General features: G+C 46.8%; 12 protein-coding genes. 4 read left to right on the plus strand and 8 right to left on the minus strand.

Going from position 1 to position 13,789, the window contains the following annotated elements:
- The 5 genes from asnB to ABNS04_RS11075 all read right to left on the minus strand — a co-directional run.
- On the minus strand, window positions 1-854 hold an 854-nt coding region (asnB, locus tag ABNS04_RS11055; RefSeq protein WP_348671487.1), incomplete at its 3' end, for an asparagine synthase (glutamine-hydrolyzing).
- A gap of 17 nt (window positions 855-871) precedes the next feature.
- Window positions 872-1,939, minus strand: a complete 1,068-nt coding sequence (locus tag ABNS04_RS11060) for an aspartate carbamoyltransferase (RefSeq protein ID WP_272978015.1) — start codon at window positions 1,937-1,939, stop codon at window positions 872-874.
- Window positions 1,940-1,943: 4 nt separating this feature from the next.
- Window positions 1,944-2,066 carry a hypothetical protein gene (locus ABNS04_RS11065; protein ID WP_006955544.1) on the minus strand — a complete coding sequence of 41 codons (123 nt, stop codon included), beginning with the start codon at window positions 2,064-2,066 and terminating at the stop codon, window positions 1,944-1,946.
- Window positions 2,063-3,484 carry a sodium:solute symporter family protein gene (locus ABNS04_RS11070; RefSeq protein WP_272978014.1) on the minus strand — a complete coding sequence of 474 codons (1,422 nt, stop codon included), beginning with the start codon at window positions 3,482-3,484 and terminating at the stop codon, window positions 2,063-2,065. Before ABNS04_RS11070 ends, ABNS04_RS11065 begins: the two co-directional genes overlap by 4 nt.
- Complete coding sequence (locus ABNS04_RS11075; protein ID WP_272978013.1) at window positions 3,477-3,947, minus strand: hypothetical protein; 471 nt, start codon at window positions 3,945-3,947, stop codon at window positions 3,477-3,479. The genes ABNS04_RS11070 and ABNS04_RS11075 overlap by 8 nt, the downstream gene beginning before the upstream one ends.
- 202 nt (window positions 3,948-4,149) lie before the next feature.
- On the opposite strand from ABNS04_RS11075, the gene folK reads away from it, so the two are divergent.
- The gene (folK, locus tag ABNS04_RS11080; RefSeq protein ID WP_272978012.1) at window positions 4,150-4,515 is read left to right on the plus strand and encodes a 2-amino-4-hydroxy-6-hydroxymethyldihydropteridine diphosphokinase; all 366 of its coding nucleotides are present in this window, start codon (window positions 4,150-4,152) and stop codon (window positions 4,513-4,515) included.
- Window positions 4,516-4,517: 2 nt separating this feature from the next.
- Window positions 4,518-5,225 (plus strand): SDR family NAD(P)-dependent oxidoreductase, encoded by a 708-nt coding sequence (locus tag ABNS04_RS11085; RefSeq protein ID WP_272978011.1) that lies wholly within the window; start codon window positions 4,518-4,520, stop codon window positions 5,223-5,225.
- Window positions 5,226-5,296: 71 nt separating this feature from the next.
- On the opposite strand, the gene acnA is transcribed toward ABNS04_RS11085, so the two are convergent.
- Entirely contained in the window at window positions 5,297-7,972 is a 2,676-nt protein-coding gene (gene acnA / locus ABNS04_RS11090; RefSeq protein WP_006955549.1) for an aconitate hydratase AcnA, read from the minus strand.
- A 260-nt stretch (window positions 7,973-8,232) separates the two neighbouring features.
- On the opposite strand from acnA, the gene tesB reads away from it, so the two are divergent.
- Window positions 8,233-9,093: an acyl-CoA thioesterase II gene (tesB, locus tag ABNS04_RS11095; RefSeq protein WP_006955550.1), complete on the plus strand. Its 861-nt coding sequence runs from the start codon at window positions 8,233-8,235 to the stop codon at window positions 9,091-9,093.
- Between the two features lie 68 nt (window positions 9,094-9,161).
- Here the strand turns inward: tesB and ABNS04_RS11100 are convergent, their stop codons facing one another.
- Together ABNS04_RS11100 and udk are read right to left on the minus strand one after the other, a co-directional pair.
- Window positions 9,162-10,370 carry a NupC/NupG family nucleoside CNT transporter gene (locus ABNS04_RS11100; protein ID WP_006955551.1) on the minus strand — a complete coding sequence of 403 codons (1,209 nt, stop codon included), beginning with the start codon at window positions 10,368-10,370 and terminating at the stop codon, window positions 9,162-9,164.
- Between the two features lie 13 nt (window positions 10,371-10,383).
- Window positions 10,384-11,016 (minus strand): uridine kinase, encoded by a 633-nt coding sequence (gene udk, locus ABNS04_RS11105; RefSeq protein ID WP_006955552.1) that lies wholly within the window; start codon window positions 11,014-11,016, stop codon window positions 10,384-10,386.
- A gap of 189 nt (window positions 11,017-11,205) precedes the next feature.
- Between udk and ABNS04_RS11110 the strand changes: the two genes are divergently transcribed.
- A partial coding sequence (locus ABNS04_RS11110) for a pitrilysin family protein (protein ID WP_348671489.1) occupies window positions 11,206-13,789 on the plus strand: 2,584 nt, incomplete at its 3' end.

The raw sequence follows: 13,789 nt of genomic DNA on the forward strand, positions 1-13,789 counted from the left end.
AAAATCGAACATGAATCGATGCCTCCCGAGAGATAACAGCCTACGGGTACATCAGCGGTCATACGATGCTGTACCGCCTCTAAGAGCTTTTCACGCACGCCCTCGACATATTCTGTTTCATCGACCTCATCACCGGGGTAGTCGTGTTCATTAGGAAAATCCACGTCCCAGTACTTCAGCGTATCGATATTGAGTGTGCCCTTATTACGTTTGATTTTAACCACTTGCCCAGGCTGCACTTGATGAACTCCTTCAAATGCCGTTGAACCGGGCACCATCACTTGAATCAGTTGGTGGTATAAGCCCTCAGCAGAAAACGCCCGCTTTACTTGCGGATGAGCGAATAGCACTTTCAACTCCGATCCAAAAACGACACCTTCGTCTGTCTCAGTCCAGTAAAGGGGCTTAATACCAAAACGGTCACGCACTAAATAAAGTGCATCTTCGTCTTTATCATACAAGCCAAATGCAAACTCACCCCGTAGCTCCTTTAATGTGGCTTCGAGGCCATAGCGTTCAAATAGATGAAGTACGATTTCAGAATCGCTTTTCGTTCGAAAACGCGCCCCCCGTGCCGTCAAATCGGCTCGAATACGTTTGAAATCATAAAACTCACCGTTGTGAGTTAGCATCAGTCGTTCATCAGCAGACAAAAAAGGTTGCTTAGCACGCTCTTCATTTAAGTCAATAATCGATAACCGAGCATGACTAAAACCAATCCCCTGCTCCGATTGTATGTGATAGCCATATCCATCAGGACCCCGATGATGCATTATCGCAGCCATATTGACCAAGGTCTGAGCGTCGATAGGATCATTGACGCGGTGATTGAATACTCCAGCAATTCCGCACATCTTCGTTTTTCCTTGTGTTATACGACATCGATAACGCGCTCAGCGCGTTGAACCATACACGTAAGTAGCGCCATCCTCAAAAACACCGCACCTCGAGCTTGGCTGAAATACCAGTTATGCGGTGTATGATCGAGATCCGTTGCAAGCTCAGGTCCACGAGCCAATGGGTGTAAAATAATAGCGTCTTCTTTCAAAGGCGACTGTGCATCCAAACTAAACGACTTACCATACGTATTGAATGTCTCTCCCTCCCAGGATATCGCATTGATGTAGACTACATCGATATCTGGCAACGTTGCATTCAAACCTGTCGACGTCCGCACATAAATGCCTGCTTGCTCTATCTGCTCTCTTTGCTGTTCAGCAAATAGATGCTCTGATACAGAGTCATCATGAATAATGACCAACTCTTTAATCGCATCCGGAAATTTGAGTAAACTTTTTATCAGGCTCCTAACAGTTCGCATTCTATTGGGGACACCAATAATACCCACACTCACCGCGTGTTGCTTAGCATCGGCTGTCGTTAGTTCTGGCTTCCATTTAAACAAGGCATAAAGGTCAGCTAGCGCCTGCGTTGGATGCTCATCACATCCATTACCTGCATTGATGATCGGTATTCTCAACGAATCGATCATTTCCTCTAACGAGGACTCGTTGTTATCTCTTAGTACGACACAGTCGCCATAGTTATTAAACATTTCAGCGACATCGGCGAGGCATTCTCCCTTAGCAATCCCAGTAGTAGAGCGATCAGTGATCGACATAATATCGCCGCCTAAACGGTGCCAAGCACTCTCAAATGAGAGTCGCGTGCGCGTACTCGGCTCATAGAAGGCAGAAATTAAGATTTTGCCCTGCAACGACGTGCTAAAACGTCGTGGATTGGCCTCGTACTTTGCTGCGAGTCGAAACAACTGCAACATACCATTTTGTGTAAACTGATCCGACGAAACAATGTGTTGATTAGCCAGTTTCAACAGGTAATCACCATCCTCTTGAATCGCTCTTAGCAATGCTTTGGGATGTGCGTCGCCGCACACGTCAGGTCTGTCCCGCTCAAAGGAAACATCCTTTATATTCATACAGTTACCATATTGATTTAGAAAAATAATCTTTTAAAAACAAACCGATGAGTACCACCGGCGCCAATACCGTGAGTATAAGCGCCCCCGTGACCAATAAATAAAATGCAGTTTCTGAAATAATCATTGCCCATTCTCCTGCAATTCATGCCACGAAAACTGACGTTTGTTGAATACAATGCCAATTGCACAAATCAGGCCTGACACAGCACAAGACACTAATGCTGCGACGTAAAATCCAATCCAAAAATAAGCGATCAGCCCGGCTATCGTACCTGCCGCCATAGCTATTCCAGCGAAAGTCCCTTGCAGACGTCGCCAGTAAAGCCCTATCACGATAGGCCAAATGGTGCTTGCGACAAAAGCTCCCGCAAAGTTTAACAGCGCACCCAAGGTCGCTATTCGCGGCAAGCACAAGAGCCAGGTCATCACGCCAATGCCGAGCAAGCAGTACCGATTAAATCGCATCAGTTGCTGATCAGATGCGTTCTTCTTAATTAACTTATGATAGATATCCTGAGTGACTAAGTCAGACGAGGCCGCCAGCAAAGAGTCAAGACTAGACGCCAACGCCGAGAACACAACAATAAATACCAGTATGGCACCTGTTTTGCCGAGCACCGATGCAGCAACCGCCGGCCCTATCATATCGGCCGATGCCGGAAATATGCCCAGTTGTGGCGCGGCCAATGCAATGAATCCAGTCACAACTGGAATCGGTAGCCACAACAAGCCACCGGTTAAATAAGCTTTGTATGCGACATCCTTACGAAAGGACAAGGCTCGCGACCACCACACATTTGAGTGAAAAATTTCTCCCAATCCGAAAAATATATTATTAAACAAAAACATCACAGCGGCGGGAAATAGCAGATCTAATAGCTGCGGGTGCGCTTCACTCAGCTCTGTATGTATACTGGTTAAGCCCACGTTATCGATCAACCAATAAGCCACGACAGCAACACCGACGATAATAATTAAGGCTTGAATAAAGTCGGTAGCAATAACTGCGCGTAAGCCGCCAAATAACGTGTAGCCCACACACATCGCCAAAATAATCGTCATGCCAATGTAATAATCCAAGCCGCTTAGTGCTTCGAGTAGAATACCGCCCGCCATACCGAGGCTCACCAGCCAACCAAAGGCATACACCACAGAAATTACCAAGAACACGGCCCAAGCGAAGCGACCATAGCGCAATCGGACAAAGTCGCCCGATGTGTAACCTTGCGGCAGCAATTGTTTAATTCGTTTAGCCATCGGCGCAAATAACAACAATCCCAACGCAGCAAAGGAGTACCCGACCATACCCCATACACCTAACTGATAAGTGAGTTGAGGCGCCACCAAGGTTGTATTGCTCGTCACCCATGTCGCCATGGCGGTTGCCGCTGCGAACGCAAAACCAACATTCCGCCCGGCTAGCGCAAAGTCCTCATGAGACTTATTCTTTCGCCCCAGCCAAACACCAAAAGCAATCCACACCAAGGCAAAGCCAACGATAATGAACAGTGCAGTCTGTGTATCCAGCGCAAATTCAGTCATTAGCTTCCGCCTTCTTGTGTCCCATAATTAATGTCAGCAACAATAATAGAAATAGCAATGCGCCCAACACAAACAGTGTCAACGCCTGCCAAATCGGATAGTGCTCAACAGTGACTTCAATCGCCGTTTGGCTGACCACGCGCTGTTGATGCACGGCGCGAATATAATAATGACCTGATTCGAACCCTGTCAGGGTCACTTGGTTGAAGTTGCCCATGATTGGCACGGTCTGCAGTAAGCTCGCAAAAGACTTGGATTGACTCACTTGGAGTGACAAGGGGCGTAATGTCGGCGAGACGTGATCGAGCTCAACGACGAAATAGCCCGCACGCACTTTCTCGACAGGTCCAGAAAGCACGACGGTATCCTCGCTCTGCGCCACCGCCGAACAAGATATTAATATAGATAACAACGCAAATAGCGCTTTGTTATAGCTTTTCAGCCACACCTGAAAGCTTGTCATAGCATGAGTTCTTATTATCTTTGACACAAATTTCAGCCTATCAGCGGTTCTCGGGCTTTTCAACTTAACTGGCTGAGTATGACGCATTGATACATAATTCTTAACAATTCGCTAATTTCAATAAAATCAGATAACTTGATACAAACCAATTAGTTTTGAATTGCGTATAATCTTTCAATGTAATCAACCACAAAGTTAATCTATGAAGTATTTATGTAGTTTAGGCTCAAATATCGAACCAGAACTCCACTTTTCTCGTGCTAAGCATTACCTGCATCAAATCTCTGATGAACTGGCATTTACACGCGACATTCTTACCCGTCCTGTTGATATCGATACACCGCACCCTTTTCTGAATGCATTATTCACTATCGAAACAACCCTGACAGCTCAGCAATTAAAACAACGTTTTAACGAAATTGAAGAGCAACTCGGGCGTGACCGTGACGACCCGAATCGCAGTATCAAAGATCGTACAATTGATATCGATATCCTCGGCCCCTTTGATGAACAGCCCGAGGTACCTACTTATTTACAAGAGATTGCTTACGAACTGAAGGAAGGATAATCATGGCAAAGAATGTGCTGATTACTGGTGCTGGCCGACGCTTTGGCTATGAGCTAGCCAACCACCTCATTGACGAGGGCTATCAAGTGTTCGCCCATTACAACAGCTCTAAAAACGGAGTTGAGGCGCTCGAACAGCGCGGTGCGACTCCTTTACAAGCCGATTTTAACGAGCCTAGCGCGGTACAGTCATTGATTGAGCAGATTAAAAAAAAGACCGATACGCTCGATATGTTAGTCAACAATGCATCGTGCTTTTTTGATAACGAGACTGTTGATAGCGACACCGACGCACTAGCGGCCGTTTATAATGTTCACGCGGTAGCTCCTTACTTACTCATTACTGGACTTCAGTCGCTACTCGAGCACAGTGATAACCCTTTGGTGGTGAATATCACTGATATCTACACTGACAGTCCTTCACCGAGCTATATTGCTTACTGCGGCGCAAAAGCTGCGCTAGCGAATATGACGCAAGGGTTTGCTAAAACTTTAGCGCCCAAAATTCGGGTCAATGCCATCCAACCGGGTCCGATTCTCTTTTTACCCGACCACGATGACGCGCATCGTCAGAAGGTTATGTCCGAAACACCACTGAATGTTGAAGGCGGTTTGCAGCCGATGATAGAGACGGTCAAGTTTTTACGCGACAATCCCTTCCTTACGGGTGAGTCAATTAAGGTTGATGGCGGGCGTTCACTCAACATCTAGCCTGCTTACTCTCAAAAAAAAAAGCCGCCCGCATAGAATGTGCGGGCGGCTTTTTTGTCGCTATCAAGTGCTTATTTCTTTTCGAGCATTTGACGCAGTACGTAATGCAAGATACCGCCGTTCTTGTAGTACTTCATCTCATTTGAAGTATCAATGCGGCATTTAGCTTGGAATTCTACTTCCTTGCCATCTTTACCTTTCGCAACGACATCGAGCATCTGCCCTGGTTTAAGGTCTTTATTTAAACCTTTGATTGAGATGGTTTCATCGCCTGTCAAGCCATGCGCTTCAACGCCTTGACCGTCTTCAAACTGCAACGGTAAGACACCCATACCAATCAGGTTAGAGCGGTGGATCCGCTCATAACTTTCGGCAATCACGGCTTTGACACCCAATAACCGCGTACCTTTCGCTGCCCAGTCACGGCTTGAGCCAGTACCGTACTCTTTACCGGCGAGCACAACCAACGGCGTGTCGTTCTCGATGTACTTCATTGCTGCATCGTAAATCGACATTTCCTCGCCAGTCGGAATGTACTTGGTGAAACCACCTTCAACGCCATCAAGCATTTGGTTTTTGATGCGAATGTTACCAAAGGTACCGCGCATCATGACCTCGTGATTACCACGACGAGAGCCGTACGAGTTAAAGTCTTTCACTTCTACACCATTTTCTTGCAGGTAACGACCTGCTGGCGAGTCCGGTTTGATCGAACCGGCTGGTGAGATATGGTCAGTCGTGATCGAGTCAGCAAACACTGCAAGCACATTGGCATCTTCGATGTCGCTTGGATCAGCCAACGGCTCATTAATGTCGTCAAAGAATGGTGGATTTTTCACATAGGTTGAATCATCCTGCCAATCGTAGGTTTTACCTTCCGCGACTTTAATAGAACGCCACTCTTCATCACCTTTAAAGACTTCGCCATATTCCTTACGGAACATTTCGTTATCAACCGTCTTAACGGCTTCGGCAATTTCAGAACTGCTTGGCCAGATGTCTTTTAACATCACATCGTTACCGTCTTTATCTTTACCGAGCGGATCTTTGCTCAGATCGGTACGCGTGGTACCTGATAACGCATAAGCCACGACCAACGGTGGCGAAGCCAACCAGTTTGCTTTCACATCGGGGTGAACACGACCTTCAAAGTTACGGTTCCCCGATAGCACTGACGATACCGTCAAATCACCCTCGTTGATCGCATCACTGATCTCGTCATCTAACGGACCTGAGTTACCGATACATGTAGTACAGCCGTAGCCAACTAGATGGAAGCCAAGCTCTTCAAGGTACGGCGTCAGACCGGCTTTCGCCAAGTAGTCAGTTACCACTTTAGAGCCTGGCGCAAATGAAGACTTAACCCAAGGCTGGCGAATAAGACCTTTTTCAACCGCTTTCTTAGCGAGCAAACCTGCCGCCATCAACACACTGGGGTTTGATGTATTGGTACAGGACGTAATTGCAGCTATCACAACATCGCCGTGAGAAAGCTCAAAGTCTTGGCCTTTCACCGGAACCGACTTATCTTTTTCGTTGGCTTTACCGTTAGTCTCTAAGATAAGATCAAAGTTGCTACCCAGTTGCTCCATGTTCACACGGTCTTGTGGACGCTTAGGTCCCGCAAGCGATGCGCGCACTTCACTCAGATCCAACTCAAGCGTATCAGTAAACTCTGGCTCGTTGTCATTGCTACGCCACAAGCCTTGCTCTTTACAGTAGGACTCAACCAGCGCCAGCGTCTCTTCATCACGACCTGACAAACGCATGTAGTTGATAGTTTCTTCATCCACTGGGAAAAAGCCACAGGTCGCACCGTATTCTGGCGACATGTTTGAAATGGTTGCACGGTCTGCCAGTGGCAAGTTATCCAAACCTGGACCATAAAACTCAACGAATTTACCAACCACGCCTTTCTCGCGCAGCATTTGCGTTACCGTCAACACTAAGTCAGTTGCCGTCACACCTTCATTCAATTTGCCCGTCATACGGAAACCGACGACTTCTGGAATCAACATTGAAACCGGTTGCCCGAGCATGGCGGCTTCGGCCTCGATGCCGCCAACACCCCAGCCTAACACGCCAAGCGCGTTGATCATGGTGGTGTGTGAATCCGTACCTACCAACGTATCTGGGTACGCGACGGTTTTACCATTTTCTTCTTTGGTCCAGACACTCTTACCGAGATACTCAAGGTTGACTTGGTGACAAATGCCGGTGCCTGGCGGTACAACGCGGAAGTTTTCAAACGCTTTCTGCCCCCAACGAAGGAACTCATAGCGCTCTTTATTACGCTCCATCTCGATGCGAACGTTTTCTTTGAACGCCTCGGGGGACGCGTACTTATCAACCATCACTGAGTGATCAATAACCAAGTCGACAGGCGAGAGCGGATTGATTTGTTCAGGGTTCTGCCCTGCGTTACTGACCGCATCACGCATCGCTGCCAAATCAACAATGCCTGGCACGCCTGTAAAATCCTGCATTAGGACACGTGCTGGACGATATTGGATTTCGCGATCAATTTTGCGCTCTTTCAACCAGTCCGCCATTGCAGAAAGGTCTTCACGAGTGACGGTTTCCCCATCTTCGTTACGAAGTAGATTTTCTAACAGTACTTTCATTGAAGCGGGCAATTTATCGATATTGCCGAGCTCCTTGGCTGCTTTCGGTAAACTGTAATACTCGTACGAGTTACCATTAACATCCAATGTACTTAACGTATTCAGACTGTCTTTGCCTGACATAGTACTCTCCCGTTCGCTCTTGCGTTAGTTAAGCTGATAGGTTTTTATTAATATAGTCAATGAGGCTAGGTTCAACCAAGCCTTTTAATTTATGCAAACATATTGCGCTGTAAAGAGCTACCAACAAGCGCTCAAATTTCACTCATAACCATCTATTTTTACGAATAATTGTGTCTATATAAGTAGTGATTAAAGACTAAATCAGATCATTTCGTTAAACTAACTGCATTGATATTAATCATAAACAAAGGAAATAGGCAATGAGCCAAGTATTGGATAACCTCCTTGATTTACTTCGCTTGGAAACAATTGAACAAGGTTTATACCGTGGAAACAGTCAAGATCTGGGCTTTGGCGCGGTATTTGGTGGTCAAGTGATCGGTCAAGCCTTATCAGCGGCTAAAGAAACTTTACCTCCTGAACGTCTTTGTCATTCATTTCACAGCTACTTCTTGCGCCCGGGCGATGCAAAGAAACCTATCGTTTATGATGTCGAGGTTATTCGCGACGGCAACAGTGTTTCCACTCGTCGGGTTAAAGCGATTCAACACGGCAAAGCAATTTTTTACATGACAGCATCTTTCCAACAACATGAAGAGGGCTTTGAGCACCAAGACGCGATGCCTGATGTTCCCGGTCCTGAAGGGTTAGTCTCGGACATTGATATTTATCGTGAACACGAAGAACTGATCCCTGCACCGCTGCGTAACAAATTCATCAGCGAAAAGCCCATCGAAATGCGCTTTGTTACCTCATACAATCCATTTAAACCCGAAAAAGACGAGCCGAAACGTTACGTTTGGCTGCGCGCTAATGGCGCCATGCCTGATGACCCTCGCGTGCACAAATACTTACTCGCCTACGCTTCGGACTTTAACTTTTTGCCCACCGCATTACAGCCACACGGTAAGAGTTTCGCCCAACCCAAAATGCAGGTCGCGACCATCGACCATGCGATGTGGTTTCATCGTGATTTTCGCATGGATGATTGGCTACTATATGCGATTGACAGTCCTTCCGCGAGTGGTGCTCGCGGCTTAGTTCGCGGTCAACTATTTAACCGTGAAGGCACCTTAGTTGCATCGACAATACAAGAAGGCATGATCCGCGACCGAAGCTAACCACGCTAACCTTTAGACACAAAAAAGCCGGCTTAACAGCCGGCTTTTTGATTCGTATCAATCACATGCTAGCTTAGTCCGATAAAGAAGCCTGCAATGGCTGCACTCATCATATTAGCGAGCGTTGCCGCTAATAAAGCGCGCATACCTAATCGTGCGATATCGTGACGTCGACTCGGAGCCATACCACCGAGACCACCAAGCAAAATAGCAATCGAGGAGAAGTTTGCAAAACCGCACAGAACAAAGGTAATGATAACTTGCGAATGCTCACTCAACTGATCTTTGTAATTAACGAAATCAAGGTAAGCAACAAATTCGTTGATCACCAGCTTTTGTCCGATAAAACTACCGGCCAGCTGTGCTTCATCCCAGCTCACGCCTAAAACATAGGCGACTGGCTGAAATACATAACCAAATATTTCTTGTAAAGTCAGCTCGGGATAACCAAACCAGCCACCGACCCAGCCAAATATACCGTTTACCAGTGCAATTAGTGCCACAAACGCCAGCAACATAGCCCCGACGTTCATCGCTAGTTGTAGACCGCTTGAAGCTCCTGTTGCCGCCGCATCAATCACGTTAGCCGATTGATCATCAACCTCGACTTCGGTCAGGTCATTGCGTGGTTTTTCCGTTTCCGGAATCATCATCTTGGCCATTAAAAAACCGGCGGGCGCAGCCATAAAGCTCGCAGCAATCAAATACTTCAGCTCTACCCCCACACCAGCATAACCCGCTAATACGGAACCCGATACAGAAGACATGCCCCCGACCATCACAGCAAATAACTCTGAACGCGTCATCGTGCCGATAAATGGCCGCACCATCATCGGCGCTTCAGTCTGGCCAACAAAAATATTTGCTGCAGCAGACATCGATTCGGGACGGCTGGTATTAAGCAAGCGTTGCAACCCGCCGCCTAAAATTTTAATAACCCACTTCATAATGCCTAAATAGTAAAGCACCGAAATAAGCGATGAGAAGAAAACAATGACACTCAATACTTGAATCGCGAAAACAAAACCAAAGTCTTCACTGGCAAGCGAGCCAAATAGAAAGTTAATGCCCGCTCCAGTGTAGCCAATCACTGTCGAAACGCCTTGGGCAAAGCCAAATAACATTTCTCGTCCGACCGGTACATACAGTACAAAACAAGCAAGTAAAAGTTGAATCGAAAATGCGCCAATAACCGTGCGCCAGCGAATGGCTCTGCGGTTAGTGGACAATAAGAAAGCAACGAAGAAAATAACGGCAATGCCAAGTAAACTATTCATAAAGGACCGTGAGTTATTCAGCCAGCAGCTGGCGTATTTTTGTTTTTATTATATCAATCGCAATTTCGTTTCGCCCGCCTCGGGTTACTACGAGATCAGCATACTGCTTGGAAGGAAATATATGGTCGAAGAAGGCTGGACGAACATATTTTTCATATTGTTCTGTGACCGATTGCAAATTGCGACCACGCTCTTCGATATCGCGCTTAATACGGCGCAGTAAGCAAATATCAAGAGGCGTATCCATGAATACCGAGATATCGAACTCTTCTCTTAAAGAAGGATCTGTCAGGAGTAAAATGCCCTCAACCATAATGACTTTCGCCGGGGCTACAGGAATACTCTCAGGCAGTCGCGTGTGAGTGGTATGACTATATTGCGGCATTTCGACGGCTTTGCCATCACGCAGATCGCGAATATGCTGCTTTAGTAAGTCATGTTCAAATGCAGACGGTTGATCATAGTTCGTCAACACGCGCTGCTCCATCGTCATGTGGCTTTGGTCTCTGTAGTATGCATCTTCGGCTAAAATCGCAATGCCGTCACTACCTAACTCTGCAACCAGTTCCTGATAAACTGTCGATGCAAAAAGACTCTTACCCGAGGCCGATGCCCCCGCAATAGCAATAACTGTCGTTTTACTCACAACCCTGTCATTTCCTTGTAACCTCTCTGACCGCGCGCAATTATCCTTGATTCCACCGCTAATTAAAACCCTTGCATTAAAATCCATTTTGTCTAATTTAGTTACAATTTTTAAACATCTAAAGCTACATAGTTCATTTAACGCTGTTTAATATAGTGATGTAACATACAACAATTAGGATGACACAACATGAAAATGGTAAAAACGCTCACGGCGATGGCCGTTGCATCCGTATTGCTGGGGGGCTGTCAAGCGACCTCTGCTGAACGTGAAAACACACAAACAGTTGCTGTACAACAGCAAAACCTACCTCAAGTTGATATCAATTACGAGACATTTACGCTCGATAATGGTTTAACCGTTGTCGTTCATGAAGACCGAAAAGCCCCGATCGTTGCTGTCAACGTATGGTATTCCGTCGGCTCGAAAGACGAAAAAGTAGGCAAGACAGGTTTTGCTCATCTGTTTGAGCACTTAATGTTCAACGGTTCTGAAAACTATGATGACGAGTATTTCGGTCCGTTTGAACGTGCTGGCGCGACCGAGATGAACGGCACCACCAATAACGATCGCACTAACTATTTTGAGAATGTACCGACCCCAGCCTTAGATATGGCACTGTGGATGGAATCCGATCGCATGGGTCACCTACTCGGCGCTATTACACAGGATAAGCTAGATGAGCAGCGCGGTGTGGTGCAGAACGAAAAACGCCAAGGTGAAGCACAACCTTATGGTCGGGTTTGGGGCTATTTGGCTGAACAAACCTTTCCAGAAGGCCACCCTTATTCATGGTCTGTCATTGGCTCTATGGAAGATTTGAATGCAGCGAGCTTGGATGACGTCCACCAGTGGTTTAAAGATTACTACGGCGCAGCCAATGCGGTTGTTGTATTAGCGGGTGATATCGATGTCGAGACCGCTAAAGCAAAAATGCAAAAATACTTTGGTGACATTGCGCCGGGTAAAGCGATTAAGAAGACGGAGCAATGGATAGCTAAACGTGATGAAAGCAAACGCGCTGTGATGGAAGATAACGTCCCATCATCACGTATTTATAAAGTGTGGAACACCCCTCCGATGGGAACAGAAGACTCTGAATATCTATCACTGCTCTCAGATATCTTGGCCGGCGGTAAAAACTCACGTTTGTACCAACGCCTCGTTTATGATGAGCAGATCGCGACCAGTGTATCTAGCTTCCAATATGCGCGTGACGTTGCAGGCCAATTTATGGTGATTGCAGACGCCAAGCAAGGTGTTGAGCTTGAACGCATCGAAAGCATCATTAACGAAGAGTTGAACAAGCTACTCGCCGATGGACCGACTCAAGAGGAACTTAATCGCACACGCTTTTCAACCATGGCATCTTTCGTTCGCCAAGCTGAGAAAGTGGGTGGTTTCGGCGGTAAGTCCGATATCCTTGCGTCAGGCGCAGTCTATCATGGCGATCCAGGTTTTTACGCCCAAGAAATGGACTGGGTCGAGAGCGCCTCAACGGCGGATCTTCAAACTACGGCAAATGAGTGGTTAAGCAGCGGTGACTTTACCCTATTTGTGGAGCCACAACCTGACTATACTGCTGGCGAGAGCATGAGTGATCGCAGTCAGTTACCGGATGTGGGTGACCTACCACAACTTGAACTACCTGAGCTTCAGCAATTCACTTTATCAAATGGGCTTGAAGTCTACTTAACCGAACGCCACGACACACCAACCGTAGAGCTTTCTTTGAGCTTTGATGCCGGTTATGCCGCGGATGCAGGTAAAAAGTCGGGTACCGCGAGCTTTGCGATGGATATGCTCAACGAAGGCACTGAAAACTACTCATCGATGGAGCTTGCCGCGCGTCTAGAGAGTTTAGGTACGCAATTATCAACACGTGCGGGGTTAGATACGTCAACCATTTCGCTAGATACGCTCACCGTTAATTTGGGCGAGAGCCTGAACCTCATGGATGAGGTATTACAACGCCCAACCTTTGCTGAGGATGAGATCGAGCGTAAACGTGCTAACTGGATCGAAAATATTCGCAAGGAACAGGCGCGTCCACAATCGCAAGCGCTACGCGTTTTACCAGGCTTAATGTTCGACGAAAACCATGCATATAGTCAGCCGCTAACGGGGTCAGGCACGATTGACTCAATTAAAGCGTTAACGCGCGACGATTTAGTGTCATACGTAGATACTTGGTTACGTCCAGACAATGCAAAATTGGTTATCGTTGGCGATACCACTGAGGCTGAAATCAAGCCTTTGCTTGAGAAGGCATTCAGCGAGTGGCAAGCACCGACAACCGCGGTACCGACTAAGCAACTTGATACGCCAGCGCCTCGCTCAGAATCGCGTGTATTCTTGATTGATCAGCCAGGTACACCACAGTCGTTGATTATTGCCGGTCAATTAGCACCGTCCGGCACTACTGCAAAAGCGGATTTGATTGACGTGACCAACACCATTTTAGGTGGCTCATTTACAAGCCGTCTTAATATGAACCTGCGTGAAGACAAAGGTTGGTCTTATGGTGCTCGTTCAATCTGGTTAGACTCTGAGGGCCCTGGTTTGTTAATCGCATTAGCACCTGTGCAAATCGATAAAACAACCGAATCGATTGAGGAGATCCTTAAAGAGTACAATCAGTACGAAGGTGATAAACCGGCCACTGAAGATGAGCTCAAGAAAGTGATTGCTAATAAAACAGCCAAGCTCCCTGGCGCCTATGAAACAAAAAGTGCGTTAATGAGTGCGCTCACCGAAACCTTGAACAAAGGTA

This window comes from uncultured Idiomarina sp. (assembly GCF_964010655.1).
Classification (GTDB): domain Bacteria; phylum Pseudomonadota; class Gammaproteobacteria; order Enterobacterales; family Alteromonadaceae; genus Idiomarina; species Idiomarina baltica.

Bases quoted from the DNA above. Each gene is read 5' to 3' on its own strand.
- ABNS04_RS11060 (WP_272978015.1), bottom strand. From the start codon at position 1,939: ATGAATATAAAGGATGTTTCCTTTGAGCGGGACAGACCTGACGTGTGC.
- ABNS04_RS11065 (WP_006955544.1), bottom strand. From the start codon at position 2,066: ATGATTATTTCAGAAACTGCATTTTATTTATTGGTCACGGGGGCGCTT.
- ABNS04_RS11070 (WP_272978014.1), bottom strand. From the start codon at position 3,484: ATGACTGAATTTGCGCTGGATACACAGACTGCACTGTTCATTATCGTT.
- acnA (WP_006955549.1), bottom strand. From the start codon at position 7,972: ATGTCAGGCAAAGACAGTCTGAATACGTTAAGTACATTGGATGTTAAT.
- ABNS04_RS11100 (WP_006955551.1), bottom strand. From the start codon at position 10,370: ATGAATAGTTTACTTGGCATTGCCGTTATTTTCTTCGTTGCTTTCTTA.
- ABNS04_RS11075 (WP_272978013.1), bottom strand. From the start codon at position 3,947: ATGACAAGCTTTCAGGTGTGGCTGAAAAGCTATAACAAAGCGCTATTT.
- folK (WP_272978012.1), top strand. From the start codon at position 4,150: ATGAAGTATTTATGTAGTTTAGGCTCAAATATCGAACCAGAACTCCAC.
- tesB (WP_006955550.1), top strand. From the start codon at position 8,233: ATGAGCCAAGTATTGGATAACCTCCTTGATTTACTTCGCTTGGAAACA.
- ABNS04_RS11085 (WP_272978011.1), top strand. From the start codon at position 4,518: ATGGCAAAGAATGTGCTGATTACTGGTGCTGGCCGACGCTTTGGCTAT.